Raw genomic sequence first — 26,288 nt, 5'->3', positions numbered from 1 at the left:
AAAGGGGGAGGAGTAAATGGAATCTAAATTAAGCGAGGCAGAACATTTTTTATGGGAGTATATGATGAATCACATCCAAGAAATCCCAAATCTATCAATTATCAAACTAAGCGAACGAGCCAACGTATCCACCACGACCATCGTTCGTACCATGAAGAAAAAAGGGTACGAAGGCTATACTTCTTTTAAGCATCATTTAAAGGAAAAGAAGAATACCACCATCAATTTTGCTACGGTCGATAAAGTAGATGAAGAAATAAAAACTTCCATTCTAAAAAACGAACAGGAAGTCGTGCGTACCATCAATCTATTGGATACAGGAGTAATCGAAGATGCGATTCAAAAAATCTGGAGTTCACAAAGAATCATTATCTTTGCCAGAGGATTTTCAGAAATGATTGGGGAAGAAATACAAACAAAATTCCAACTACTCGATAAGTATTGTGTCCTTCATACCGATCCAAATATCATCAAAACCGTTAGTCGCAAATTGCACAAAAAAGATGTCGTTCTTTTTATTTCCTTAAACGGTGAAACAGAAGAACTCGTAGCAGCAGCGGAGAATTGCTACCGCGAGGAAATCAGTTCGATCCTGATCACCGCCTCACGGGAAAGTCGCTTGAATCACTTAGCAGAATTATCCTTGATCGGCTTCAAATCCGAAATCTCTTTTTTCCCTGAATATGAAGTCCGCTCTCGCCTGCCACTTTCTGTGATTGCGCGGATCTTGCTGGATTCGTATGCGATACGGGTGAAGAAGGGGGATTGAAAAAAATGCGGAAGAAGCACCAATAACCGAAAACATAAAACAGATTTCGGCTATTGGTGCTTCTTTACGAAAGAGTTGATTCAGTTTTATTTACTTTTGGTTTATGACGTTCTTCTACATTCAAGTCTTGTCACCACGCCAAAACAAAACAAATAATCGAAACTACAACCGTCAAAACAAATTCAACCTTCACTTCCGTTCCATATGTTTGATTCGGTAGATAGATTGCCTTTCGTTTCGATTGATAAGGAATTTTAGGACGGTTGGGTTGAGCAGACTCAATAAGTATTGATAATAAAATCAGTGTGAAGTAAATAGTATTTTGTTGTGCTGCAAAATAGATGCTTGAAGCTAATAAAATTAAACTAGTCCCTTTGAGTATTCTAGCGTAGGTCATTATTATCTCTCCATTCTATTCTTCTTTTATTTGTAGATTTTCTGTCCTGTTTTCTAACTATTTTCTATTATTTTTATACCTCCACATGACAATCAATAGAATCGTCATCACTAGATAGGAGGTGAAAACAATTTTTTGGCTCACTCGGTTCACCTTCTCTAAAATTCTCATACGATCGATACTTTTATGTATTCATTTTTTATTACTAAATAAATAGACGTGGTTCAAATTATTCCTGTTACTAAAAATGATACAATTCTAATTCTAAAATGGAGCAAATCATAAGAACTAAAATCGTGGGAATCAGCGCAAACACCACTTCCGTTCTAGATGTTTGATTCGGTAGATAGATTGAATTTTTTCCCGATTTGTAAGGATTTTTAGGTTGCTCGGATTGGGTATATTCAATAAATAGGGATAGCATAATCAGTATGGTATAGATCGTATTTTTCATTGCTGCAAAATAGATGCTTAGCGCCAATAAAACCAGTTGGATTATTTTGAATATTCGAACGTAGGTCAGCTTTCATCTCTCCATTCTATGTATAAATAGTAACCGATCCCTCTCTACAAATATATATACGTAAAGCACTAAAATATTACTTTAACAAATTAAAATAACTTCTACCTTAATCATATCAAAAAATACCAAAAAAATTTATTGCATTCCTAAAAAGCTGTTTTAAAAGCATAATCGTCAATATTTCCCTTCAGCCTAAACAACTCTTACAAATAAATAAAAAAACGGAACAACAGGCTGAATGTTTCCATCCACCTGTTATTCCGTATTTACTATTACATAAATGTAGTTTTTACTCCACAAATGGCTCTTCACCTAGTGCTTGTTGTGCGGCTAAGTTTAGTAAGCTCCATTGACGGTCGTGTCCTGGTTGGAAGAAGAAATCTGCTTCTGCCAAGTCTTCGATCGTTAATTTTTGTTGGATTGCTAATGCTAAGACATTGCCTTGTGCAGTGATGTCCTTCGTTGATAAAACAGCGCCACCTAACAATTGATGCGTAAATGGATCATAGGCTAATTGTACAGCTGCTTTTCCGTTCCCAAATTCTTCTGGTACGAATTTTGGACGGATCGTATCTTCATAGAAGGCTGTTTTGATTGCTACGCCTGCGCGATCAGCTGTGAAGCTGTTCAAGCCGCTTGCAGCAAAATGATAGTCAAACACACGTAACGCAGATGAGCCGACTAAGCCACCAAATGGTTTGCTTGGTGTTTGTTCGAATAAGTGTTGAACGACATAGCGTGCTTCTCGACGTGCAACTGTTGCCAATGCGATCGGCACTTTTTTGCCTGCTGGGATCGAGTAAGCAAGTGTTGCATCTCCTACTGCATAAACATCAGGTAAGTTTGTTTGTAGGTATTCATCTGTGATGATCCAGCCACGTTCATCTAAGTCAACGATGCCTTTCAACCATTCGGTATTCGGTTTGACACCGGCAGCTTGGATGATCAAATCTGTTTCGATCGTGCCACTGTCTGTTTCGATGGCTGCGACTTTACCGTCACCTGTGAAGGCTTTGATATTCACGCCAGTTTTGATGTTCATGCCTTTTTCTTTTAAGTGCGCTTCTAAGATATCTGTCATTTCCTTATCTAAGTAAGTACCTAAAGGACGATCGATCATATCTAATAACGTTACTTCTTTCCCTGCATTCAAGAAAACTTCTGCTGCTTCGATCCCGATGTAACCTGAACCGATCACAGCTACTTTTTTCACTGCTGGGTCTGTCATGCGTTCTTTGATTTTCGTTGCCCAATTGTAGCCACGCATCAAATATACATTTTCTAAGTCTGTTCCTGGAACAGGTAGTGAGTTTGGTTTTACACCTGAACTCAAGATCAATTTATCGTAAGCATACTCTTCCGTATGTCCATCTTCTTTACGTGTAACTGTCACTGTTTTTTTATCTGCATTGATTGTCTTAACTTCGTGGTTATTTAAAATCCCCACATTTGGTTGTGGAAAGTTTTCCGGTCTGAAATTACGGACATCATTCACACTAGTGACTTGATCCTCTAAATATAACTCCATGCCGCATGACATAAATGAAACATAGTCGCCTGCTTCAAACAAAGTGATATCTACATTTTCTCCGTATCTAGATAGTAATTCTAAAATGGATTGATGCCCTCCATGTGATGCACCGACAATAATTACTTTCGTTTTTTCCATTGACAAAACCCTCCTCATAACAATTGTTTAGAATCATTCTAAACAATTTCACGATATCATTCTAAGAATGATAATGCAAATGAAAAGGCTTGCCTAAAAATTTTATTCGTTATTTTAATATTATTGTTTTAATTGTGCTAAAAATGTGCCGATACGTTTACACGCTTCTTGTAGGTCATCCATCCCACTTGCATAAGAGATTCGGATAAAGCCTTCGCCTTCCGGTCCAAAAGCTGAGCCAGGGATACAGGCAACCTTACCTTGTTCTGCGAGTGCTAAACAAAAGTCCCACGAATTCATCTGGATGGTTTCTGGTAAGCGACAGAACAAATAAAACGCACCATCAGGTTGAGAGATTTGAAAGCCTAATTCCGTAAGTTGCGGCAATAGATAATCTCGGCGTTCGACGTAGCGGGCCTTCATTTTTTCCCCTTCGTCCATACTCGTTGTCAAGGCTTCGACCGCAGCTTTTTGAGAAATCGTTGTGGCAGAAGTAACTAAATATTGGTGGACCTTGATCAATTCATCGATCACTGGTTTTTGAGCAAAGAGAAACCCAATGCGCCAACCAGTCATGGCATGGGATTTAGAGAGTCCATTCACGACGATCGTTTGTTCAGGCAAGTACGTAGCCATCGAGACATGATTTCCCACGTAGTTCAACTCCGCGTAAACTTCGTCACTGATGACAAAGACTGGGTGTTGATTCAAGACTTCTGCAAGTTTGCTCATTTGCTCCGCAGATAACAATGTTCCGGTTGGATTACTTGGGTAATTCAAAATCACTGCTTTGATTTCGTCTCCGTATTTGGCAAACGCCTCTTCTAGTTGTTCTGGCTGACAAATAAAGCCAGTGTCTGATGTATCGATCGTGATCAACTCGGCACCTGCTAGATCAACGATTGGTTGATAGCCGGGATATGCAGGTGCTGGGATCAATACTTTATCTCCTTCTTCTAAGACCGCTAATAAAGCTGTCGCGATAGCTTCTGTGGCTCCGATCGTTGTCAGTACTTCCGTTTGCGGATCATAAGAAAGACCGTAACGTTCTTTTTGGAAGAAACAAGCTGCTTCACATAATTCTGGTAAACCTCTCATCCCGGTATAATGAGAATAGTTTTCTTTGATGGCTGTGATCCCTGCTTCTTTGACTGCTTCAGGTGTTGAAAAGTCTGGCTCACCTAATGTCAATTTGATGATGCCTGGAATGCTTGAGATTTGCTGATCGAACATACGGATCTGCGAGACTTCAATTTTAGCCAGCCTTGGATTAAAACGATGGTGTAGATTCATAGACTTCTCCCCTTTTGGTTACTATCCTTATTTTTTCAGAAAAGTTCCTTGGTGTAAAGGATTGTTTGGTACCATTCCAAGCCTTTTTCTAAAACAGCCATGTCAAAATCAAATGTTGCATCATGAAGGGCAGGCGTATCACCTACACCTAAGAAGAAAAAGACACAAGGATAGTGTTCTGTATAGACGCCGAAATCTTCCGCTTGTAAGACAGGCTCAGCCAACTCATGTAATAACTCTGAGTGGGCAAGTGCTGCATACAACTGTTCATCGTTACGAACAGCAGGATATCCATCGTTATAGCGAAAGGAGATCTTTGCTTGGGAAGTTTGTTGGAATTCTTCTGCTAGTCGTGCTAGTTGCATCTTTAAGTCCGTTTGGGTCTTACGACTGTATGAACGAATGCTGCCTGAGATCACGACTTCATTCGCTAAGACATTACGGATCGTCCCACCTGTGATCTGACCAAATTTCAAGAGATGTTCAAGGTTTTCTGGCAGAGATTCATCAAAGTCATAGACTTGTTTCATAAAACGCACAGCTGCTTCTAAACTATCGATGCCTTGACTACTTGAGGCGATATGCGCAGATCTGCCTTGGACGATGATATCTGTTTCACTACTTTGCGCCATCAACGCACCTGGTCGTGAAAATACTTTTCCTTCTGGCAAGCCTGGCCATAAATGAAAACCAAAGATTGCCTGTACCTTGTAATGTTCCAACCACCCAGAACGGATCACACTTTCTGCCCCGCCAGCGATTTCTTCTGAGGGTTGAAAAATCAAGACGATATTGTGCTGCATCTCTTGACGGTGCGTGGCAATATAATCGGTCAATCCTAAGAGCATTGCCATATGACCATCATGTCCGCAGGCGTGCATGAATCCTGGGTGTGTAGACGCAAAAGGTAACCCTGTGGCTTCAGTGATGGGCAACGCGTCGATATCTGTCCGAAAAGCAATCGTTGTGTCTTGTTGCTGATCAAAATAAACCAATAAGCCTGTCTCATCGATTTCATGGATCACGCCACCACAGTTTTTGATTTGTTCGTAAAGGTATTCTTTCGTTTTAAATTCATGAAAGCCAAGTTCAGGAATTTGATGTAACGCCATTCGGTGTGTTGCCAACATGTCGCCTCACCATCCCTTCATAGATTCCTTTTACCACGGTTTCATATTGTGTATTGGGTACACCGATGATTAAATTCAACTCTTGCGCACCTTGCGATAAAATCGAGGTCCTGATTTCTAACTCATTCAAAATCGATAATACTTTTCCAGAAAGTCCAATTGGTTCCTTATGTGGGCCGCCTACAACAGAAATCAAAGCCAAGTCTTCGATGATCTCGATTTCCTCTACGCCTAATTCCTCACGTAATTCTTTCGTGATCAAAAACAATTTATCCATGATCAATTCCGCCGAAACGACGACACCGATATTATCGATGCCAGAGGGGATATGCTCGATCGAGATGCCATGTTTTGCAAAAATACTCATGGCTTTCCAAATAAAACCGATCTCGTCTGACATATGTCGTTTGAACAAGGTGATCGAAAGAAAGTCTTTTTTTCCTGCTATCCCCGTCAACCCATTTTCTTTTTCGACTTCATGATTTGAGATTTTTGTTCCATGATCATTCGGTCGATTCGTATTTTTGATTTGGATCGGGATATCAGCTTCTTGTACAGGAAAGACCGCGGATTCGTGCAAGACATTGGCACCCATATAAGCCATTTCTCGTAATTCACGGAAAGAGATCTCTTCAATGACTTTCGGTGAGTCAATGATTCTTGGGTCTGCCATCATGATGCCTGAAACATCCGTCCAATTTTCATAAAGATCTGCCTGTAAGGCACTTGCTAAAACGGAGCCGGTAATATCACTGCCCCCACGACCAAGTAATTTTTCTTTTCCTGCTGGGTTGGCACCATAAAATCCTGGGACGATCAACTTTTGGTGTTTCTGGTACATCTCGCGTACTGCTTGCTCTGTACGCGGAAAGTCAATGCCCCCTTCATAATCAAAGTAGATCAGCTCACTTGCGTCTGCAAAGGTATACCCTAAATATTCCGCCATCAATTGCGCAGTCAGATACTCCCCACGACTGACTAAATAATCGATCGTCACTTTTTCCTGTTTTAGATGTGTTTCGATCGCGGTTAATTCTTTTTCAATCGGAAAGTCGAGTGACAGAAGATCCCTTACTTGAATAAAACGTTGTGTGATCCGTTCCCATAGTGGCGTCCAATCAACCTTATGTTGAAGATACGCATGGATCAAATAGAGTAAATCGGTCACTTTATCGTCTTCATCGGTTCTTTTTCCTAAAGCGGAAACGACAACGACTTCTCGATTAGGATCAGCTAACACGATCTCACGGACTTTACGGAACTGTTCTTCATGAGACATCGAGCTTCCACCAAATTTTGCGACTTTCATGAAAGGACCTCCTCTTGTAGAAGCGCCAAAGCAATTTGCACCGCGTTAGCCGCAGCGCCTTTGCGAATATTGTCAGCTACGGTATAAAAGAGTAAGCCATTTTCAACAGAGAGGTCGCGACGAATACGCCCCACGTATACTTGATCTGTGCCTCTTGCTAATGTACTTGTGGGATATTGGTGTTCTGCTAAGTTATCGACAACCAAAATCCCTGGAAACTGACTGAAACAAGCACGGATTTGTTCCAATGAAAATTCCTTTTCTAACTCAACAGCAATCGAGACACCATGGCCATTTTCGATGGGAACACGCACACAAGTCGCAGATACAGGCAAATCTGGTTGATGCAAGATTTTTTTCGTTTCATTGATCATTTTTTGTTCTTCTTTGGTATACCCATTTTCCATTGGGCGATCGATTTCTGGAATGACCGTTTGACTGATGTCATGGGGATAAAAAGTTGCTGGTTCACCATTTTTTGTCGCCTGTAGATCAGCGATTCCCTGTTGCCCTGAACCTGAAACAGCTTGATACGTCGTGTAATTGACACGTGTCACACCAAAGGTATTCTGTAGTGCTTTCAGTGGTAACACGGACTGGATCGTCGAACAATTTGGGTTGGCAATCAATGGATCTAACGTATGATCCTCTAGATTTACTTCAGGGACGATCAACGGGATCGTAGGATCTTCTCGCCACGCTGAAGAATTATCGATGACTACTAAGCCGGCTTGACGTGCAATTGGGCCAAATGTTTGAGACACGGATGCTCCAGCTGAAAAAAGCGCCAAATCATACCCAGAAAAAGAAGTCTCAGTCAGTTCTTCGACAACATACTCTTTTCCCTTAAACACAGACAGACTCCCCGCAGAGCGTTTGGATGCTAAAAGCTTGAGTTTTCCTACTGGAAAATCGTACTCCTCTAATACTCTTAACATAGTTTGACCGACTAATCCCGTCGCTCCGACAATACAGGTATCTATTTCGCGCATGTTTTTCATCCTTTCTTTGTCTACAATTCTCTTAGTGCTGCAATCAATGCGGTATTTTCTTTGGTTTGATCATCTTTTATTTTTAATACACGTGCCGGTGTACCACCAACGACCGTCTCAGGGGCAACGTCTTCTAAAACGACTGCACCTGCTGCGACGACTGCATTCTTTCCAACACGAACGCCTTCGACGATCACTGCATTCGCACCAACTAATACACCATCTTCGATCACTACTGGTTGAGCGGAAGCTGGCTCGATGACTCCAGCTAACACAGCTCCAGCACCGATATGACAATTCTTACCGACAGTCGCACGTCCGCCTAGGATTGCTCCCATATCGATCATGCTATGATCCCCGATCTCAGCACCGATGTTGATCACAGCGCCCATCATGATCACTGCTTGATCGCCGATGGTCACTTGATCACGAATGACAGCGCCTGGTTCGATGCGAGCGTTGATGTCTTTGACATCCAGTAAAGGAACTGCACTGTTTCTAGCAGTTTGTTCTAGTTCGATCGCTAAGATTTTTTCCGCTTCTTTTTCTAGTACCGGCGCGATGTCTTTGTAATCTCCAAAAACGATTGGACTATGCACTTCACCAAATACTTTCGCATTCGGAAACTCGACAGGTTCTGATACATTTAAATAAACTTTGACTGGGGTCTTTTTTTCTGCTGTTTGAATAAAACGAATGATTTCTTGTGCATTCAACTTAGGCTCCTCCTCTAGGTTCAAATAAATCTTCTAATTGATATGAACCGGCTGACTGCTCGGCCAACCAGATACTTGCTTGAACTGCCCCTTCTGCAAAAATTCGATTTGAAAAGGCTTCGTGCTTCACTGAAAGAACTTCATCTTTGGTTGCAAAAAGGACTTCATGTTCTCCTGGAAAAGAGCCTGCACGTAGGCTATGGACACCGATTTGTTGGTCTTCTCGTGATTTGTCCGCCCATTGATAGACAGGCGTCAGCTCTCGAACAGATTGTAGTGTTTCTACTAAGCGCTTGGCTGTGCCAGAAGGTGCGTCTTTTTTTTGGCTGTGGTGTTTTTCGATTAATTCGATCTGCCAGCTGGCTAAGTCTTTAGCTGCTTGTTTGATCAAGCGATTCATCACCATGATCCCTAATGAAAAATTAGCACTGTAGAGTACAGGGATCGTTTGAGCTGCTTGGGCGATTTCAGCAAATTGCTCTTCGGTATAGCCTGTTGTGCCAATCACCAGTGGGACTTGGTGAGCTTTGCTGTATCGCAAGATTTTATCCAAACCAGCTGGATGAGAAAAATCGATCATGACTGCTGGTGTCTGATCAAACGATAATTCCTCCGTTGCTTGTAAGGATTCGGTCAAACTCAATGGCTGATGTTGATATTCTTCGGTAACTTCTGCAATTCGCTTACCCATTTTTCCACTTCCGATGATCCCTATATTCATGTGCTTGCCCCTCCGTTTTCTGTTAACAGTGCGATAAGTTGTTGCTTTTTCTCCTCGCCTAATTCAATCAGTGGTAGTCTTAATGGTCCAGCAGGTAAGCCTAAATGATTCATTGCTGCTTTCACTGGAATTGGATTGGTTTCACTGAATAAGGCATTGATCAACGCTAAATGAGTCAATTGTTTTTCTTTTGCTGAAGGACTGTTTCCGTTTAAGTAATCATGAACTACTTCATGGACTACTTTTGGCTGGATATTTGCCCAAACACTGATCACACCGATACCACCAATACTTAGAATAGGTAAAATCAAATCATCATTGCCACTGTATAGTGCAAATGATTCATCAATCAGTTGCGCCACTTCCATTGTATAGGACATATCACCAGAGGCTTCCTTGATGCCGATGATTCGTGGATGCTTCGCTAGTTCTGTTAATACAGGTAACGAAATCGTCATCCCTGTTCGTGACGGTACGTTATATAAGATGATTGGTAGCGAGGAAGCGTCTGCGATCGCTTTAAAATGAGCCAGTAACCCTACATCACTCGTTTTATTATAGTAAGGGGTGATCACTAATAATTGGTCTGCCCCAAGTTCAGCAAAGCGTTGGACTTTCTTGACCGTTTTCGCCGTTGCATTTGATCCTGCACCAGCAATCACTGGGATACGTCCATTGACTTTTTCAACGGTGAATCGTACGATCTCTTCCTCTTCCTCCTCAGATAGTGTGGGTGATTCCCCAGTTGTTCCAAGGACCAGTAAGCCGTCTGTTTGTTCTTTCAGATGAAACGCAATCAGCTGCTCCAAGCCTAGATAATCCACTGCACCTGTTTCCGTCATTGGTGTCACTAACGCGACAATCGAACCTTTGATCATGCCTCTACCTCCAAATTTTTATGCCATTCATATGTGGCTGGTCCCGCCATCGTGATCGTTTTATCGCCAGAAATCAGTAAATCGCCTTGCTCTAAATGAATCGTCGCTTGTAAGCCGGAAAGGTAGCCTTGATCTCTTGCGACGACATACGCTGCACAACAACCTGTACCACAAGCTAGTGTCCAACCGACCCCACGTTCATACGTGCGGACGATCAATTCTTCTTCATTGACAGATTGGACAAAATTGACGTTTGTTTTTTCTTTGAATAAGGGATGATGGCAGAGTTTTTCTCCAGTCTCTTTGGTTAATTCAGCCAACGCATCTTCAACAAAAACAACTGTATGGATCGTCCCCATGAATAAACTAGTCAGCTCTACCTTTCGCTCATCAATCGTCAGCGTTTGTTTGATGATAGGTGTTGATTGCGCTACGCCTACTTTCTCTGGTCGGTAGTCCGGCGAACCCATGTCGACTGTGCAATAAAAAGGCTTTCGTGAATGGATTGTCACATGGATCATCCCAGCAAGCGTTTTGACCGCAAATTGTGGCGCTTCAAGTAATTGTTGATCGCTGACATAATTGGCAAAACAACGGATACCATTGCCACACATCGGCGCACGGCTACCGTCTTTATTGTAGTAGATCATTTCTAAAGGTTCGGTTTTAACAGCAATCAATCCATCCGTATCGTAAGCCGTGGGTGCACATAAGCTTTGAGCCAAATGACTATAGTCGATCGTTTTATCGTAATCTAAGAGAATAAAATCATTGCCACAACCATTATATTTATAAATCTGCATAGACTTCTCCTCTCAATAGATCCGCATAAGTTTGCCGACGCACGACTTCTCTCGACACGCCATCTTTGACAAAAACAACTGCTGGTCGCAGTGCACGATTGTAATTGCTACTCATCGAATATCCGTAGGCGCCTGTGGCATACACTGCCAGAAGATCACCTGGCTCTGCAGGAGGCAACTGTGTTTCTTGGATCACCACGTCTCCTGATTCACACATTTTTCCGGCAACTGTCACTTTTTCTGTTTTTTCAATGTCTAGTTTATTTGCCAAATCACAGGTATATTCAGCTTGATAAAGTGCCGGTCGAATATTATCTGTCATCCCACCATCCACAAAATAATATTTCTTGTGAGGTGTTTCTTTGATATAGCCGACTGTATAAAGTGTTGTTCCGGCTTCACCAACGATACTTCTCCCAGGTTCAATCAATAAGCGATCGATCGTTAAGTTTCTGTCAGCTAGCGTCTGCTCTGTGTGTGTAACCAGATGTTTGACTGATTCTGCAATTGGTAAAGGTGTGTCCGCTTCGGTATAACGGATACCAAAGCCCCCTCCCAGATTTAAAGAAAGCGGTTGTTGAAAATCTTCAAGGTAGGTAACCAGCTGGTCGATCTCAGCCAGCCAAGCAGTCATATCAAAGATTTGTGAGCCGATGTGGGCATGAAAGCCTTCCAATCTAAGAAATTCACTTTGTTGGATACGTGCAATCGCTTGTTGGCAAACATCGCTATCGTAAAGCATGCCGAATTTTGAATCGATATGTGCGGTGACGATGTATTCATGGGTATGTGCTTCGATCCCTACGTTCAATCGCAACATGATCTGTAGCTTTTTCTGATATTCTCGGCTTAACTCTTCCAAGACTTCGACTTCCATCCCATTATCTGCAACAAAATGGCGTATATCATTTTCAATGGCATATCTTAATTCATCAATCGTTTTGTTGTTGCCATGGAAATAAATATCTTCTAAAGGAAATCCAGCTTGTAACGCGGTATAAATCTCCCCACCACTTACGACATCTAGACCTAACCCTTGTTCAGCAATTAGATGGAGTAATTCTACCGTTTGAAAGGCTTTAGACGCATACAAGATCTTTGTTTGAAAAGAATCAGAATCAAAGTTCAGCTTAAACGACTTTATCGTTTCTTCCATCTTTTTTTCATCATACACATATAGGGGTGTTTGATATTCATTTGCTAATTGACTCACTGGAATTTCGCCGATCGTTAATTCTGTCATTCTCTTTTCCCTCTTTTCAAAAAATTATTTTCTCATCAAATTGAAATATCCTTAGATTATAATTTGAATTTTATTTGAATAATATTAAACAAAATTGTTTGAATTGTCTAGTTTAAATCGCTATTTTCAGCAAAAATGTTTAATTTTTCAATTTTATTGTATACAGAAAACAAAAAATAAAAAACCACTATTTATTTTCACATAATTCTCTTAGAAATAGACAAAAAAACTGACCAATAAATTGGTCAGTTTTTTGAATCATATTTTCCTTAAATCAATTACTTACATAGATTGCTAAAAACATCAACGCTGCACCTAACATGACAAATAGATGCCAAATCACATGGGTGAATCGTCTGCTTTTCATGCTATAAAATAGTGATCCCACAGAATAGGCGATTCCTCCGCCAACTAGCAGTAGCAAGCCAGTCAAATCGATATTCTGATAGAGCTTAGGTAGCACAACGATGATTGCCCACCCCATCACATTGTAAATGATCGTTGAAACTTTTGATACCTTGTTTGTCTTTGTTAAAGTCAAACATTTATAGATGATGCCAATCACTGCTGTCGCCCAAATAACACTTAGCAAAACTAGTCCTGTCGTTCCTTGCACGACTAGCAGACAAAATGGCGTGTAGGTTCCAGCAATCAAAAGGTAGATCGAACAATGATCAAATACCTGAAATACTTTTTTTGCTTTCGTAAAAATCAAACTATGAAATAACGTAGAAGAAAAGAATAGCAGAAAAAGAGAACTACCATAAATCGCAAAAGCGACATAATCTAAGGTTGTATGGGCGCGATCCATCAGCAAATTGAAGCAAAGCAGACTTAACAAAGCTGCAATCCCATGGGTCACCGCATTTAATACTTCATTGACGATTTGGTACTTTCGGCTAAATTCTATCTCCATCTTGATCCACTCCATTTCGTTTGTTCAATTTCATTATACATGAAAGATGTTCTGTTTACAAAAACTTTATCATCTAGTTTCCGAAACTATATTATTTTTTAATAACTTTTGTAAAATATTTTATCATCATGATAAGAAATAGCAACAAAAACACACTGATCAAGCCATTTACGAGTAAAAATGCAGTACGCTTCGCCCGTTTCACTTTTTCTAACGATTCTTTTATTTCTTCTGGTTCAACAGCGACCCTGTGTCCGCGTACTAATAAACGGTGACTGTTGACCATATACGGAGTACAAGTAACCAGTGTGACTAAATCTTGATTTTCTTGGATTTGTAGCGCTTCTGTTTCTGTCGGTGCTACGGTTTTAATCTGATCGACTTGATACGCAAGATACTGTCCATTGATTTCAATATAAAAGTGATCTTCTATTTTTAATTGAGGTAAATCTGTAAACAATTTTGCTTGCGGCAAGCCTCGGTGGCTGGAAAGTACCGCATGTGTCGATTTGCCTCCGATCGGGTATGAGGTGCCCTCGAGCAGACAAGCGCCTTTTTCCAATAGTTTCGTCGTTGTTTGATCAAAAATCGGTAAGCTGACATTGATTTTGGGGATCGTCAAAACACCAACGGTATGTGATTCGATATACGATTTCTGAGATTTTTGATCATTTTTTTTTTTCTTGGAAAATGGGTCTGCTTCTGGCATCGCTACGTTTGATGCCAGTTGTTCATTTTTTTTGATCATCCGCTTTTGTAATTCAGCAAGTTCTGTCGCATGTTCAGACTTTGCCTTTTTTTGATAATTTTTGATGATCTGCTGGTCGAGATAATTATTCAACGTATCACTGACAAAAGGATACGCCAAGCTGAGGACACCGATAAAAAATACCGAGAACATGATTAGATCTAACAGACGCCATTTTTTTTGTTTCATTTTATTCTCCTCAGCGAGTCACTTGTTCTTCATTTGATACTATTTAACTTTTGGTCGTTTTAGCCAGTATGCACCCACGATTGTCAGTAAAACCACACCTAAGAAAATGTACAATGAAATGCCTTTGCCACCAGTTGCTGGTAATGTCCCTTTGTGTTTGTTTGGTACTTTCTCTGGTGCAACCAATTCACCTGCAACAGCATAAGATTGCTGATCGACCTTAAACGCAATTCGTTCAGTTAGTTTCACATAATTGTTTGGTGCTTTTGTTTCTTCTAAATAATACGTACCATAAGACAAGCCTGTGATATCCACTAATCCATCACTTGTTGTCGTGAAAATCGTTGCTTCTTCCTGTGAAGTCGTCCACGCTACTGCTTTTGTTACTGGATCAATGATCAAATATTTCGCTGTTGCTTCATCTTGATCACGTACCACAAACGAAGCGTCTGCTAATGGTTTGATATCAGCTACTGCTCCATCTACTTTAATGAATCGTTTCCCACCTGTCAGTACTTCCACAGTTGGTGGTGTTTGATCTGTCATATGTCCAGTATCAACATTTGCTTCGTTGTTATAGCCTTGGGTTGGTTCTGCTAACTGATTCAAATGCATGTAATAAACAAAACGCAACGTACCACCTGGAGTCAATGAAGGAATATAAGTTGGTTCAATCGTTACTGTGAAGCCGTTTGTTTGTTCAGTTACGTGGTAATTTGTTGAATCAATGATCGTTTCACCATCGTAAAGTGCATAACCTGTTTCTCCCGTTGATTGGTTCATGAATGTTAAAGCTGGATCATGTGTATCAATCAATTTGAAGGTGGTATATTTATTGTTTGATCCTTCTTTATCCGCGATCCCAAGAGGAATATTGACGCTGATCTCATAATTGATCGGTTCTCCGATTGCTACGTCTTGCCCATCTAATTGCGGCGTTTCTTTTTCTACTTTCGTCGTATCATTTTTCACTATAAGTTCAACTGGCGTTTGGCTACCAACAACAATTGTGAATGGTGTCTTCGTTTGCTCAGTGATCATCGCTGCATTTTCAGGTGCTTTTACTTCTTCTAACACATATTCGCCAACTTCTAATCCAGTAATGAGCATTTGACCTTTCTCTGCTTCATTTTCAGCAACGTCCTCTTCACCGATTTCATAGCTTTTGCCAGTCACAAAGTGTTTTGCTTTAGATTTATCAGTTGTCCATGTATACATTCCTTGTGCTACACCTTGCAAATATTTGGCAACACCTGCATCTTCTTTCACAATGACAAATTCCGCACCGTTTAGTGCTTCACCTTCTGCTGAACCTACTTTTTTGACCTTCAGCGTTCCTTCATTTTCCACGACATTTTTAGGATATAAATGAACTACGTCTAGTTCTTCTGTCCCATATTGATATGAACCGTCGGATTGTTTGATCAGTTCATATACTGGAAATGCCACAACCATATTTGCAGCAGCTGTTACTCCTGATTTTGCTTCTTCTTCAATCACATAAACTGCATCTTTTCCAGCTTGTTTTTTTGGCAATGCTAAAGAAAGATCCCCCTGAGCGTCTGTGGTACCAGAAAGAAGAGCTGTGCCAGAAGTCTGTGATTGGACGATCGCTTTTGCTTCTTCAATCGTCGCGCCATTTTTTCTTGCTTCAGCAAATGATTCGGTGACATCATACACATGGAACGTCACATCTGCCAACCCTTGATAGTTGTTGAATTCAGTCATTTCTTTCCCTGTATTTTGGATCTCTTGTTGTGGGAAATCTAACATTTTCTTTTTGTGGATCACCAATTGTGCATCCATTCCTTCAGCAAACACTTGTGGATTAGGAAGTAATGCCACCAGTGTAAGTAGTGATGAAATAAGACATAGTAATACTTTTTTGAAATTTTTTCTATTCTTCATTCTTCTTTACTCCTGTTCTTTTGATAAATAATGAAACTACCTATGATCGATATGCCACCAATCATACCAACACTTATTTTTTCGTCAGTTGTTTTTGGAAAAAGAAAACTCGTTTCTTGTTTCTGATTAGTGATTTTCAAAGGTTCACTAGGTTGTCCATTGATGGCATATGACATACTTTTTACGACAAACGAGACAGCATAAGGATTTCTTTTATACCCTTTTGGTGCTTTGATTTCTTCAAGTAAATATTCTCCGTCTGCTAAGCCATTGATGGAAAATAAGCCATTTCGATCAGAAGTCAGCGTTATTGCATCTCTTGCTCGTTTTTTCCAGCAATATTTTCCATCTTTCAAATGCAGGTATTCTTCCTGTTGGTTTTTGATCATAAACATTGCATCTTCTAGCACCTGTTGTTCCTTATCTTTTGTAACTTTTTGAAACCACTTCCCTCCTGTTCGAATACGTGTACTTCGTGACAATGATGCTGTTCCGATATCTAATGTCGCTTGATTGATGATCGATTGATCAGCGATTGCATCTTGTCGTAAACGCATCTGATAGTTGATCCTCACTGTTTTACCTGCCAGATCTTGCAAGTCTTGACCGTTAAACGCAATACTGAATCCTTGACTATGGCTATGAAACGTCAGATTTTCCAAGCGTTTTTCTTCACTATGGACTTTGAGCGATTCAGTTAGCAACTCCAACTCTTTCGTCGCACTGTCAGTGACTACACATGTTTCTTCAGTTGCTATTCCATTTGGAAACTGGATATCCAATTGATAGTAGATCTTTTCACCAATCGAATAAGTGTTTTTTTCCTCTACAAGCTTTTTTTCAAAGACGATCGCAGATGGCTCTTGGTTCATTTTAGGATAGAGATGGATTGCCTTTTGTGGGTGATCATATGAATCATAAAGAGGCAAAACCACGACTACATTTTGTGATCCTACAAACGCATCTGCTATGTGAGTGGTTTCGTTCACTAAATAAACGTTACCTATTTGATTCGTTGACTCACGTAGATCAAAGATTGCTACATCTTCTCCATCATTGTTCGACTTCACCAGTTTTTCCATTAGAAAAGAACCTGCTGAAGTACCTTGTCGCGCAATGATTTGTTGTGTTTCTTCGACAGTAAATCCTTTTTTACGTAATTGATAAAATGATTTTGTCACATCGTAAACCGCAAAACTCGCTTTATGAGATTCCGTTTGTTTATCTGATGAGGGTTGCGTAGTATGGACAATCAACTGGACCATCTCTTGTGTTTGGGCGATACACGTTTTGGCACCACCAACTAACAGAAAAGGCAACAACAGCAAGAACCAATAATACTTGGTCAACTTGAAATGCCTCCTCGTCTCATCCCCCTTAAATAAACGACAAATGAAACAATCGCAAGGATACCTAATAATAGGAAGCCAAGTCGGCCAGATCCTCCGGTTTCAGGCAGTGGGATCAATGCCTGATTGGTGATGACCAAATGGATTTGGTTGTTCGTATGATCAGTTTGTAACTGGATTTCTGATGGTTCACCATCTACAGTTACTTTTCCATCCGTTTGGATAACGATCTGTACGGGTTGCTCTAACCCCAGATAACCTTCTGGTGTTTTGATTTCCTCCAACGTGTACTCACCCGGTTTTAGGTTCTCAAAAACAAATGTATCAGTTGCTTTATCGTCGTTTGGTAATTCAACCTGTCCATCTGAACCGGATAGTCGGAAGACTGCCCCTTTTAACACCTGTCCTGTATCCGTTTGCTTTAGGACTGTTAAATCAAAAGGTTTGATTTGATTCATATGCGTCAATGTCCAAACGGTATCTTCCTCTACATTTTCTCCGTCATAGAGAATCGTACCGTAAGGGTCAACTTTAAATTCATAGTTTCCTGGAATCGTATCGTAACCAAGCGGTCCTGCTGTTTCTACTAAGCGATATTCACCCGCTTTTTGTATCACGAATTCTGCCAATCCTGATGACGCGGTAACTTCCTCTTTCAGTGTATGATAGGTTCCTGTTTCTCCTTTTATTTGTAAAGCAAAAGTTGCTCCTGCCAGATTGATTTTTTGTTTGTCCTTTTCGGTATATTTTCTTATGGCTATCGGAAGGTCTGCAAATGGATTCTCAATCGTCAATTGGATCACTTGATCAGTGACTGTAGCTTGTTGTTTGTCCACTGTTACTTCCCCATTGTCAGAAATAGCAATTTCCCACGCCTGCTTTTCCGATTTTTCATGTCCAGCAGGTGCACTGATTTCTGTCAATGTATAAGATTTTCCTTTTTCAAGGCGTGTGCCTTCTGGCAATGAATAGGTACCATCCTCATGGTCGATCAGCTGAATCTTCTGACCTTCAATCGTTAGTTGAAACACTGCTCCTTTTAGGAGATGGTCAGCTGACGAAGTTTTCTTGGTTATTTTTAAATCTAAAGGAACAAATTGTTTTTTATTTTTCCAAGTCGTTGCGTTGACTTTTTCTGATTGATATCCTGGTACATCTAACTCATTCACCGCTTCATAGTGAAATTCTTGCCCTTGATTGTTGTGTTTTGGCAAGCTGAGGGTTTCACGAGACGCTTCACTGGACGCTAGAAGTTTGGTGATATTGGTTCGCTCCCAAACATTGGTGTTCTCCTCTTCCGGTTTACTTAATTGTACATAGCCACTTTCCCAACTAGATGTTTCGGTGATTCCTGTTCGCTTGATTTCGTAAATCACTTTCTCTGGTCGAGTCGTCGTATCTTGATCAAATTCTTCCCATTCTTTGAAAAAATCAAGAGATACACCTGGTGCTTTGGCTGACGGCACACCGAATTTAGCAAGAACATCTGGGTTGCTCGTTGGTTGGAAGATTGTTTGCCCATTCATTTGATACCAAGTATCAGTCTCGAACATTTTGCTTTCTGTTTGGAGTCTCACTTGATAATGTAGTTGGATTTCTTGCCCTTTTTCTAAATAGATTTTATCGACGTTGATCGTTTGCCCATCAATAGAGAGAAGTGGCTCAATCGATAGAGGGGTTGTCCCTACACTTGTAACAGAAGCGCTGTCTGGTTGATAAACAAATGGATCAATGATTGGATCAGTGATTTTTCCATCAACGACTGTTCCAGAAAGCTGCACAGCTTTTTTGGCTAGATAATCAGCAATATCTGTAGACTCATTGGCAGATTCATAATATGCCGTGCCGTCTTCGCCAGTGGAAACCATCTTACGCATTCGACGTTCTACTTCCTCTTTCGTGATGCCTTCAGTTTCATCTCCTTGCAACTGTATACCCAAGCCATGGATCTCGATTCCTCGTTGTTTCAATGCCATTGCTTCACCAATCGTTGCTGTAAACGTTGAATTGATCCAACGCCATTGTGAATATTGGTCTCTAACAGGTACAAGATAAGGCGGGGAAATTTTTGAAGTATATTCGGGATGATCGACTTGATTGCTAAAAGTCGCGCCATAATAACTAACGTCCTCTTCAGTCACCACACTTGATACGTGATAGGAGCATGTCGGAACACCATCAGTCAAAAGAACGATCACCTTTTTGTGACCATTTTGTTCAGACAACATCTCGCCTGCCTGACGTAAACCATTTTGAGTAAACGTACCACCACTTGTTGAATCAGGTGTGGCTGCTTGGATTTCTTCCTTTACAGAATCAAATCCTGCAATCGGTATCGTTCGATTGTCGTAGCCTTCACTAGAAAAACCAACATAACCTAAATTGATTTTTTCCGTTACACCACTTTCTGATAAGGTATCGACAAATCGATCAATCCCATTCTTCACTTCAATAATACGATTGTCCTCATTCATACTGCCAGACCAGTCAACAACCAGAACGACATCTAAAGGAGGGATATTTTTTTGGGTATTTCCTCGAACATTCAGATACAAGTCAAACAATCCAGGAGTCGCTGTCTCTTTGGCAAATTTACGGATTGCGTAATCGGCTTCTTCTTTTTCCCCACCATATTCAATATAAGAATTGTTTTGATTGGTTGGGTCACCATCCCAATTCGTCAATCCATCCCATTGTGATTGACCATGACGATTCCCTTGATGATTTCGTACATTCTCGTCATTTTCCGGTTGCCACATCGCTTGCGGATAGGTTCCTTGCTCATCTGTGGTATATTCCGGTTCAATCGTCGCTAACCCTTTCGGTTTCAACTGTTCATTGAATAATTTTGGTTGTTCAAACGGACGATATTCGTTTTTAGCTATCGATGAATCATCCGACACCTCACTGTTTTCAGAAGAAGTCGTGGTTTCAGACGTTGGTTCACTCGTTTGTGCAGTTTCCTGATTCTCGTTATCTATAGAAAATGAAAAGGAAGCTGGGTCAGATAAAAGTAACTGACCCGTTTTTTCTTCTATCTGAATATTGAGTTGAAATTCTTTGCTCGTACTCGGCAATTCAATGGTCAATTCTTTTTCTTCAATGGCTTGAGAAAAATCACCTGCTAGCCATTTTCGTTGTTGCTCATCTGTGTATTCTTGATATTCCTGAGAAACATAAGAGGAAAGCAGATTCGTTTCAGGTGCATCTTTTGGATGTAACTGGAATAAAAATCTGTTTTCTTGTGTTTGCTCATTTAATCGATACACGACCGTTAGCTGACGATCTATTTTCCTAATACTTACTTTGCCATATTCATTATTTAAGACTTCAATGGTTGCCTCTTCATTAGCTGCCACAGTCTTTCCTTTTTGGAAATAGAAATAGGTGACGAAAAATAGAGAAAATAGACAGAAAACGATGAAATAATTTCGCTTCTTCATTTATGGATACCTCCTTAGAAAAACTTTAAAATTCAATTAGATAATATAAAAAAAAGAAAAAATTCACTAATCTTTCTAGTTCTCTTCTCTTTTGTCTCTAACTATTAAATTACAGTTATTTTAAGGAGCTTTAAATTTGATATAGTAAAACGAATACATTGAATGATTAGTTATTTAAAACCGATTTATTATTCTTTTCTCTCACAAAATATACTCATTGAGCAATAATTTTGAGACAAATTTTAAAAAAATATTTCTAAATCCGGTAGAGTTTTTTTAGAAAATTGAGACAAGTATTTACAAGGAAAAATAAATACGGTATTAATAATAAAAATATAAAAAGAAGGTGAAGAATTGATTGAAAAAATTTTATTAGATGACCATGCAAGAATGAAATTAAATGTGTATGGAAAGATAATGACCTTATGGCCGGGGGAATATAGTTTAGATCATGTACGAGAAAACTTAGATTTCTATTTCAGTCCGACCCGTTTCAAAAAAATCCTATGTGCTATACAAGATGATTTAGAACAATTTACTGATATTAAACTGTTACATACTAAAAACAAGTTATCCATTCCTGAACAACTTGTTCAATATACCCAATACCAACATTTCCTATCAACAGAAAGTGTTCCTTATAAATTATTGATCAGTCTTCTGACTGAACAAGATGAAGATCTTGCAGCTTTTTGCAATCGCCATTTTATCAGCCGCTCAACATGTTTTCGACAAACAAAAAAATTGGCTGAATATCTGAAGGAATACAATATCAACTTGAATTTGTCGAATCTTATCTTATCTGGTTCTGAAACGCTGATTCGTATCATCTTTTTCAATTTCTTTTGGTTTGTTTCATTAGGGGAAAGTCTCGATAGCATTCCTTACAGCCAAGAAGTTCGCGCATTGATTTATAAGCACGAAGGTCCACAGCTCAAAAATAAGTTCGACTTAGGAAAAAAACAAGCTAGTCTCCATTGTCTGATTTGTTTGCTGAGGATCGAAAATAATCATTTTACGGATATCTATCGATTATCGAGAGATTCCTTTATTCCCAGTGAAACAAACATTGACTTTTTTTACGACTTCTTCAAAATTGCGGATCTTCGTTTAGATATCTTAGAAGTAAACTCTTTGTTTTATTTGTTCTATTATTGGCCGTTCCTTACTTCTGATCAAGATATCCGTGTGCCGATCGTTCACCATTCCTATCAACAACCGAGCAATGAGATCAAAACTATTTTAGAGGAATTTCAGGAGCATTGTCAGACATTTATCGGTACATTCCATTTTAAAAAAGAGCCCGCTTTACTTTTGAATCTCTATCTATCCATCGGTAACTTTAGCATGTTCAAACAAAAAATCCCTTTGACCACACTATTTATCTCTTCTTATATTCAAGATAAATATCCACTTTTACGTATCTTGACAATCAAAATCGAAGGATTTTGGAAAAAGGTCGCACAACGAAAAAACTACACATGGCTGAAATCATGCGTAAGTGAATTAGCCTTTCTACAAGCCTGTTTACTTTATCCGTATTATTCAGAAATCGATGAAAACTATAAATTGAAAGTTGGGTTTGTCAACGTCTCTGAGCATCTGATCTCCGCAGAAATCTTGAATTTAGGCAAGAAGATCCCCTTTGTAGATATCGAGCGACTCACGCTTCCCATCACTGAAGAATATGACTTTTTCATCTTTGGTTCCCCCCTGCTGATTCCTAATGGTCTTGATTCTTCTAAGTATACAGTCCTTGATTTTTGTCATTATAGAGACTTTGAGACAAATCTGTATCAACGACTGTTAGAAGTCCATCATTTAAAACTACAAACATTGTTTGCTTAATAATATAAAAAAAAGCTTTTAAGCATCTTGCTTAAAAGCTTTTTTACTACACTCGGTTATTTTGCACGTTTTACGTATGAACCTTCTGCTGTATTGATTTCTAGTAATTCATCTGCTTCAATGAAATCAGGTACGTTGACTACTAAGCCTGTTTCCATTGTTGCAGGTTTACCAGAACCAGTCACTGTCGCACCTTTGATCGATGGTTGTGTTTCAACGACACGTAAGACAACTGTTGTTGGTAATTGGACACCAATCACTTCGCTACCGAAGAATTGGATTTTAACTTCCATGTTTTCTAAGATAAATTTCATTTCTTCAGCTACAGTTTCTACAGGGATCTCATATTGTTCGTATGTTTCTAGATCCATAAAGAATGCTGTATCATCCATTGTGTATAAGTATTGAACTGGTTTTGTATCGATGTGTGCTTTTTCAAATTTTTCGTCTGGTCTTAGTGTCGTATCATAAGTAGCACCAGTACGAACATCTTTTAGCTTCATACGCATCACAGTATTTCCTTTACCAGGTTTGTGATGGCTTGCATCAATTACTTTGATCAATTTTCCGTCTTGGACAAATGTCATTCCGGCTTTTAAATCGCTTGCTGAGATCATTATTTTTTGCTCCTTTTTTTCTTAATCATAATCACCCTTATTGTATCAGACAAACGTCTATAAAACTAGGAAATTATTGCTTTTCAAATGATAGTCTTTGACTTTCTTATTTTTTCATGCTATTTTTAATTAAATCATTATTGGAGGGATAAACATGGCAATCAATTACTTAAAACAATTGAAGTGTTGTTGTTGTATGGTGTATAAAAACAGCATACTGTTTGCCATGTCTATTAATTGCCCTTCATAGTTGAATGAAAGATCTCTTTCTGTAGTGAAAGTGTTTTCTTTCTTAGTCTTTTCAATTTATGATCTTACGAGGAGCTGATTAAATAGTCAGCTCCTTTTTATTTTACTTTTTTGGAGGTTTGGATTCGTGATCATTTCATCAATTACTGAAGCAATCGGGCATACACCCGTCTATAAATTTACTGCGCAAGATTTTCCTATGCCAAAAGATTCCGTGATCTATGCAAAACTGGAATACTTGAATCCAGGAGGTAGTATCAAAGACCGTTTAGGTTTGTATTTATTGACTTCCGGTCTTGAGAGCGGAAAAATCGATCAAGAAACAACGATCATTGAGCCAACTGCTGGTAACACAGGGATTGGTTTAGGTCTGGCAGCTTTGAAATTCAATTTAAAAACAATTTTTGTCGTACCAGAAAAATTTAGTATAGAAAAACAAAAAATCATGCAGGCACTAGGCGCAAAAATCGTACACACTCCTACAGAAGAAGGAATCGTTGGTGCGATCGAAAAAAGTAAACAATTAGCTTCTGAAATCCCAAATAGTTATGTTCCCTTGCAGTTTGAAAACCCAGACAATCCAGCCACTTATTACCAAACATTGGGGCCTGAATTATTTCAAGAATTGGAAGGGTCAATCAATAGTTTTGTTGCCGGTATTGGAAGTGGTGGTACGTTTGCTGGAACCGCAAAATTTCTAAAAGATCGTTTACCTGAACTTCGCTTGATTGGTGTTGAGCCAGAAGGATCGATTTTGAATGGTGGTCCTTCACATGGGCACGAAATTGAAGGCATCGGCGTTGAATTTGTCCCCCCTTTTCTTAGTGAGTTGACAATTGATCAATTTGAAACGATTTCTGATGCTGAAGGATTTGCTTACACACGTCAACTAGCAAAAGAACACGGATTATTAGTAGGCAGCTCGAGCGGAGCCGCTTTTGCCGCAGCCATAAAAGAAGCACAACGTCTACCGAACGGACAATCTATCCTGACCATATTTCCAGACACGTCCGATCGTTACTTATCAAAAAATATTTATCTGTAAGAAACAAACGACACAATAAACTCAATGAAGAAATTGGAGGAAATAATTATGCATATTCAAACAAAATTGATCCATGGTGGTATTAGTGAAGATCCGACAACCGGTGCAGTTAGCGTACCGATCTATCAAACATCGACTTACCGCCAAAATGCAGTTGGACAACCGAAAGAATACGAATATTCACGTTCAGGTAATCCAACACGTTTTGCTTTAGAAGAATTGATCGCAGACTTAGAAGGTGGCGTTCGTGGCTTTGCCTTTGCCTCAGGTCTAGCAGGAATCCATGCAGTCTTTTCCTTATTTCAATCTGGAGATCACATTCTCTTAGGCGATGATGTCTATGGTGGAACTTTCCGTTTATTTGATAATGTTCTTACAAAAAATGGGTTAGAGTATACAATCGTTGATACAAGTAATCTTGCACAGATTGAAGAAGCAATTCAAGACAATACAAAAGCTTTGTACCTAGAAACACCAAGTAATCCTCTACTTAAAATCACCGATTTGAAAGCAGGGGCTGCTATTGCAAAAAATCATGACCTGTTAACAATCGTGGATAACACATTTGCTACACCATACTTTCAAAAACCTTTAGAATTAGGCGCTGATATTGTTTTACACAGTGGCACAAAATATCTAGGCGGGCATAGTGATGTCGTTGCTGGATTAGTTACGACAAACAACCAAGAGTTGGCGGAACAAATTGGTTACTATCAAAATGCCATCGGTAGCGTATTAGGTCCACAAGATAGTTGGTTGATGCAACGCGGGATCAAAACTCTTAGTGTGCGTATGGAAGAACATCAAAAAAATGCCTATGCTGTAGCAGAATTATTAGCGAACCATCCTGAAGTTGAAGCAGTCTATTACCCTGGTCTAACAACTCATAATAATCATGAAATTGCGAAACAACAGATGTCCGGCTATAGCGGAATGGTTTCCTTTACCTTGAAAAACGACGCAGATGCCATTCCTTTTGTAGAAGCTTTGCAACTATTTATCCTCGCTGAAAGCTTAGGTGGTGTCGAAAGTTTAGTGGAAATTCCTTCTGTGATGACTCATGCCTCTGTACCTAAAGAAAAACGCGAAAAAGCTGGAATCAAAGACGGATTGATTCGTTTATCCGTAGGAATCGAGTACGCCCAAGATCTTTTAGATGATTTGAACCAAGCCTTTACTCAATTGAAAAATCACTGATCCATTTTATCTTTAAAGAATTGAAAAAAAATCAATCAGTTTTCTACACCTGACCTGCAATAAGTGTTAGAATTTAGATAAATCGACCCAATCTTTTTAGAGGATTTTCATTTCCCTAAAAAGAATCATCAGATAGTTAGGAGTAATTCAATATGAAAATGAATGTCGAAAGTTTTAATTTAGATCACCGTAAAGTAAAAGCCCCTTATGTTCGTGTAGCTGATCGCAAAAAAGGCGAGCATGGCGATTTGATCATCAAATATGATGTCCGTTTCAAACAGCCAAACAAAGAACACATGGATATGGCAGGTTTGCATTCTTTAGAACATTTAACTG

General features: G+C 39.5%; 22 protein-coding genes (1 of these 22 cut by a window edge). 5 read left to right on the top strand and 17 right to left on the bottom strand.

Annotated features, from left to right (window positions below; translation table 11 throughout):
• The first annotated feature begins 16 nt into the window (after positions 1-16).
• On the top strand, positions 17-769 hold the full coding sequence (locus tag IGJ14_RS02285) for a MurR/RpiR family transcriptional regulator (RefSeq protein WP_108173576.1): 753 nt from the start codon (positions 17-19) through the stop codon (positions 767-769).
• A gap of 130 nt (positions 770-899) precedes the next feature.
• Here IGJ14_RS02285 and IGJ14_RS02280 read toward each other — a convergent pair whose 3' ends face one another.
• From IGJ14_RS02280 to IGJ14_RS02205, 16 genes are all read right to left on the bottom strand, one after another.
• Positions 900-1,166 (bottom strand): hypothetical protein, encoded by a 267-nt coding sequence (locus tag IGJ14_RS02280; protein WP_108173577.1) that lies wholly within the window; start codon positions 1,164-1,166, stop codon positions 900-902.
• An 812-nt stretch (positions 1,167-1,978) separates the two neighbouring features.
• Complete coding sequence (locus tag IGJ14_RS02275) at positions 1,979-3,358, bottom strand: FAD-dependent oxidoreductase (protein ID WP_104775556.1); 1,380 nt, start codon at positions 3,356-3,358, stop codon at positions 1,979-1,981.
• Positions 3,359-3,478: 120 nt separating this feature from the next.
• On the bottom strand, positions 3,479-4,651 hold the full coding sequence (locus IGJ14_RS02270) for a pyridoxal phosphate-dependent aminotransferase (RefSeq protein WP_195339082.1): 1,173 nt from the start codon (positions 4,649-4,651) through the stop codon (positions 3,479-3,481).
• 35 nt (positions 4,652-4,686) lie between these two features.
• Positions 4,687-5,781 (bottom strand): amidohydrolase, encoded by a 1,095-nt coding sequence (locus IGJ14_RS02265; protein WP_195339083.1) that lies wholly within the window; start codon positions 5,779-5,781, stop codon positions 4,687-4,689.
• Positions 5,741-7,090, bottom strand: a complete 1,350-nt coding sequence (locus IGJ14_RS02260) for an aspartate kinase (RefSeq protein ID WP_195339084.1) — start codon at positions 7,088-7,090, stop codon at positions 5,741-5,743. Before IGJ14_RS02260 ends, IGJ14_RS02265 begins: the two co-directional genes overlap by 41 nt.
• A complete protein-coding gene (locus IGJ14_RS02255; protein ID WP_023519099.1) occupies positions 7,087-8,082 on the bottom strand; it encodes an aspartate-semialdehyde dehydrogenase in 996 nt (331 codons plus the stop codon). The genes IGJ14_RS02260 and IGJ14_RS02255 overlap by 4 nt, the downstream gene beginning before the upstream one ends.
• A gap of 20 nt (positions 8,083-8,102) precedes the next feature.
• Complete coding sequence (dapD, locus tag IGJ14_RS02250; protein ID WP_019723553.1) at positions 8,103-8,798, bottom strand: 2,3,4,5-tetrahydropyridine-2,6-dicarboxylate N-acetyltransferase; 696 nt, start codon at positions 8,796-8,798, stop codon at positions 8,103-8,105.
• 1 nt (position 8,799) lies between these two features.
• On the bottom strand, positions 8,800-9,519 hold the full coding sequence (gene dapB / locus IGJ14_RS02245) for a 4-hydroxy-tetrahydrodipicolinate reductase (protein ID WP_019723554.1): 720 nt from the start codon (positions 9,517-9,519) through the stop codon (positions 8,800-8,802).
• The gene (dapA, locus tag IGJ14_RS02240) at positions 9,516-10,397 is read right to left on the bottom strand and encodes a 4-hydroxy-tetrahydrodipicolinate synthase (protein ID WP_019723555.1); all 882 of its coding nucleotides are present in this window, start codon (positions 10,395-10,397) and stop codon (positions 9,516-9,518) included. The genes dapB and dapA overlap by 4 nt, the downstream gene beginning before the upstream one ends.
• Positions 10,394-11,200: a diaminopimelate epimerase gene (gene dapF / locus IGJ14_RS02235; protein WP_430608220.1), complete on the bottom strand. Its 807-nt coding sequence runs from the start codon at positions 11,198-11,200 to the stop codon at positions 10,394-10,396. Before dapF ends, dapA begins: the two co-directional genes overlap by 4 nt.
• Complete coding sequence (gene lysA, locus IGJ14_RS02230; protein WP_019723557.1) at positions 11,187-12,443, bottom strand: diaminopimelate decarboxylase; 1,257 nt, start codon at positions 12,441-12,443, stop codon at positions 11,187-11,189. Before lysA ends, dapF begins: the two co-directional genes overlap by 14 nt.
• A 274-nt stretch (positions 12,444-12,717) precedes the next feature.
• Positions 12,718-13,359, bottom strand: a complete 642-nt coding sequence (gene trhA, locus IGJ14_RS02225) for a PAQR family membrane homeostasis protein TrhA (RefSeq protein ID WP_010736330.1) — start codon at positions 13,357-13,359, stop codon at positions 12,718-12,720.
• Between the two features lie 91 nt (positions 13,360-13,450).
• The gene (locus IGJ14_RS02220) at positions 13,451-14,296 is read right to left on the bottom strand and encodes a class C sortase (protein ID WP_065096265.1); all 846 of its coding nucleotides are present in this window, start codon (positions 14,294-14,296) and stop codon (positions 13,451-13,453) included.
• 39 nt (positions 14,297-14,335) lie between these two features.
• A complete protein-coding gene (locus tag IGJ14_RS02215) occupies positions 14,336-16,204 on the bottom strand; it encodes a SpaH/EbpB family LPXTG-anchored major pilin (RefSeq protein ID WP_108145929.1) in 1,869 nt (622 codons plus the stop codon).
• Positions 16,201-17,553: an isopeptide-forming domain-containing fimbrial protein gene (locus IGJ14_RS02210; RefSeq protein ID WP_023519095.1), complete on the bottom strand. Its 1,353-nt coding sequence runs from the start codon at positions 17,551-17,553 to the stop codon at positions 16,201-16,203. The genes IGJ14_RS02215 and IGJ14_RS02210 overlap by 4 nt, the downstream gene beginning before the upstream one ends.
• On the bottom strand, positions 17,550-20,996 hold the full coding sequence (locus tag IGJ14_RS02205; RefSeq protein ID WP_430608219.1) for a SpaA isopeptide-forming pilin-related protein: 3,447 nt from the start codon (positions 20,994-20,996) through the stop codon (positions 17,550-17,552). Before IGJ14_RS02205 ends, IGJ14_RS02210 begins: the two co-directional genes overlap by 4 nt.
• Before the next feature lie 354 nt (positions 20,997-21,350).
• Between IGJ14_RS02205 and IGJ14_RS02200 the strand changes: the two genes are divergently transcribed.
• The gene (locus IGJ14_RS02200; protein WP_195475878.1) at positions 21,351-22,844 is read left to right on the top strand and encodes a helix-turn-helix domain-containing protein; all 1,494 of its coding nucleotides are present in this window, start codon (positions 21,351-21,353) and stop codon (positions 22,842-22,844) included.
• A gap of 56 nt (positions 22,845-22,900) precedes the next feature.
• On the opposite strand, the gene efp is transcribed toward IGJ14_RS02200, so the two are convergent.
• Positions 22,901-23,461: an elongation factor P gene (efp, locus tag IGJ14_RS02195; protein ID WP_010736336.1), complete on the bottom strand. Its 561-nt coding sequence runs from the start codon at positions 23,459-23,461 to the stop codon at positions 22,901-22,903.
• Positions 23,462-23,837: 376 nt separating this feature from the next.
• Here efp and IGJ14_RS02190 point away from each other — a divergent pair, with 376 nt between their 5' ends.
• The 3 genes from IGJ14_RS02190 to IGJ14_RS02180 all read left to right on the top strand — a co-directional run.
• Entirely contained in the window at positions 23,838-24,755 is a 918-nt protein-coding gene (locus tag IGJ14_RS02190) for a PLP-dependent cysteine synthase family protein (protein ID WP_195475880.1), read from the top strand.
• A 48-nt stretch (positions 24,756-24,803) separates the two neighbouring features.
• Positions 24,804-25,952: a cystathionine gamma-synthase gene (locus IGJ14_RS02185; protein ID WP_023519092.1), complete on the top strand. Its 1,149-nt coding sequence runs from the start codon at positions 24,804-24,806 to the stop codon at positions 25,950-25,952.
• A gap of 152 nt (positions 25,953-26,104) precedes the next feature.
• Positions 26,105-26,288, top strand: the start of a protein-coding gene (locus IGJ14_RS02180; protein WP_010736339.1) for an S-ribosylhomocysteine lyase. The gene runs 275 nt beyond the window's last position; only the first 184 of its 459 coding nucleotides appear in the window; it begins with the start codon at positions 26,105-26,107; its stop codon lies off the right edge, out of view.

This window comes from Enterococcus sp. DIV1304_2 (assembly GCF_050555445.1).
Lineage (GTDB): Bacteria > Bacillota > Bacilli > Lactobacillales > Enterococcaceae > Enterococcus_B > Enterococcus_B pernyi.
This window is presented reverse-complemented; position numbering and strand designations above follow the sequence as displayed.

What these genes read in the sequence shown, in the direction of transcription:
- IGJ14_RS02260 (WP_195339084.1), bottom strand. Translation starts at nt 7,090, where the DNA reads ATGAAAGTCGCAAAATTTGGTGGAAGCTCGATGTCTCATGAAGAACAG.
- IGJ14_RS02205 (WP_430608219.1), bottom strand. Translation starts at nt 20,996, where the DNA reads ATGAAGAAGCGAAATTATTTCATCGTTTTCTGTCTATTTTCTCTATTT.
- lysA (WP_019723557.1), bottom strand. Translation starts at nt 12,443, where the DNA reads ATGACAGAATTAACGATCGGCGAAATTCCAGTGAGTCAATTAGCAAAT.
- IGJ14_RS02280 (WP_108173577.1), bottom strand. Translation starts at nt 1,166, where the DNA reads ATGACCTACGCTAGAATACTCAAAGGGACTAGTTTAATTTTATTAGCT.
- IGJ14_RS02270 (WP_195339082.1), bottom strand. Translation starts at nt 4,651, where the DNA reads ATGAATCTACACCATCGTTTTAATCCAAGGCTGGCTAAAATTGAAGTC.
- dapF (WP_430608220.1), bottom strand. Translation starts at nt 11,200, where the DNA reads ATGCAGATTTATAAATATAATGGTTGTGGCAATGATTTTATTCTCTTA.
- IGJ14_RS02265 (WP_195339083.1), bottom strand. Translation starts at nt 5,781, where the DNA reads ATGTTGGCAACACACCGAATGGCGTTACATCAAATTCCTGAACTTGGC.
- dapA (WP_019723555.1), bottom strand. Translation starts at nt 10,397, where the DNA reads ATGATCAAAGGTTCGATTGTCGCGTTAGTGACACCAATGACGGAAACA.
- trhA (WP_010736330.1), bottom strand. Translation starts at nt 13,359, where the DNA reads ATGGAGATAGAATTTAGCCGAAAGTACCAAATCGTCAATGAAGTATTA.
- IGJ14_RS02255 (WP_023519099.1), bottom strand. Translation starts at nt 8,082, where the DNA reads ATGCGCGAAATAGATACCTGTATTGTCGGAGCGACGGGATTAGTCGGT.
- IGJ14_RS02185 (WP_023519092.1), top strand. Translation starts at nt 24,804, where the DNA reads ATGCATATTCAAACAAAATTGATCCATGGTGGTATTAGTGAAGATCCG.
- dapB (WP_019723554.1), bottom strand. Translation starts at nt 9,519, where the DNA reads ATGAATATAGGGATCATCGGAAGTGGAAAAATGGGTAAGCGAATTGCA.
- efp (WP_010736336.1), bottom strand. Translation starts at nt 23,461, where the DNA reads ATGATCTCAGCAAGCGATTTAAAAGCCGGAATGACATTTGTCCAAGAC.
- IGJ14_RS02220 (WP_065096265.1), bottom strand. Translation starts at nt 14,296, where the DNA reads ATGAAACAAAAAAAATGGCGTCTGTTAGATCTAATCATGTTCTCGGTA.
- IGJ14_RS02275 (WP_104775556.1), bottom strand. Translation starts at nt 3,358, where the DNA reads ATGGAAAAAACGAAAGTAATTATTGTCGGTGCATCACATGGAGGGCAT.
- IGJ14_RS02215 (WP_108145929.1), bottom strand. Translation starts at nt 16,204, where the DNA reads ATGAAGAATAGAAAAAATTTCAAAAAAGTATTACTATGTCTTATTTCA.
- IGJ14_RS02285 (WP_108173576.1), top strand. Translation starts at nt 17, where the DNA reads ATGGAATCTAAATTAAGCGAGGCAGAACATTTTTTATGGGAGTATATG.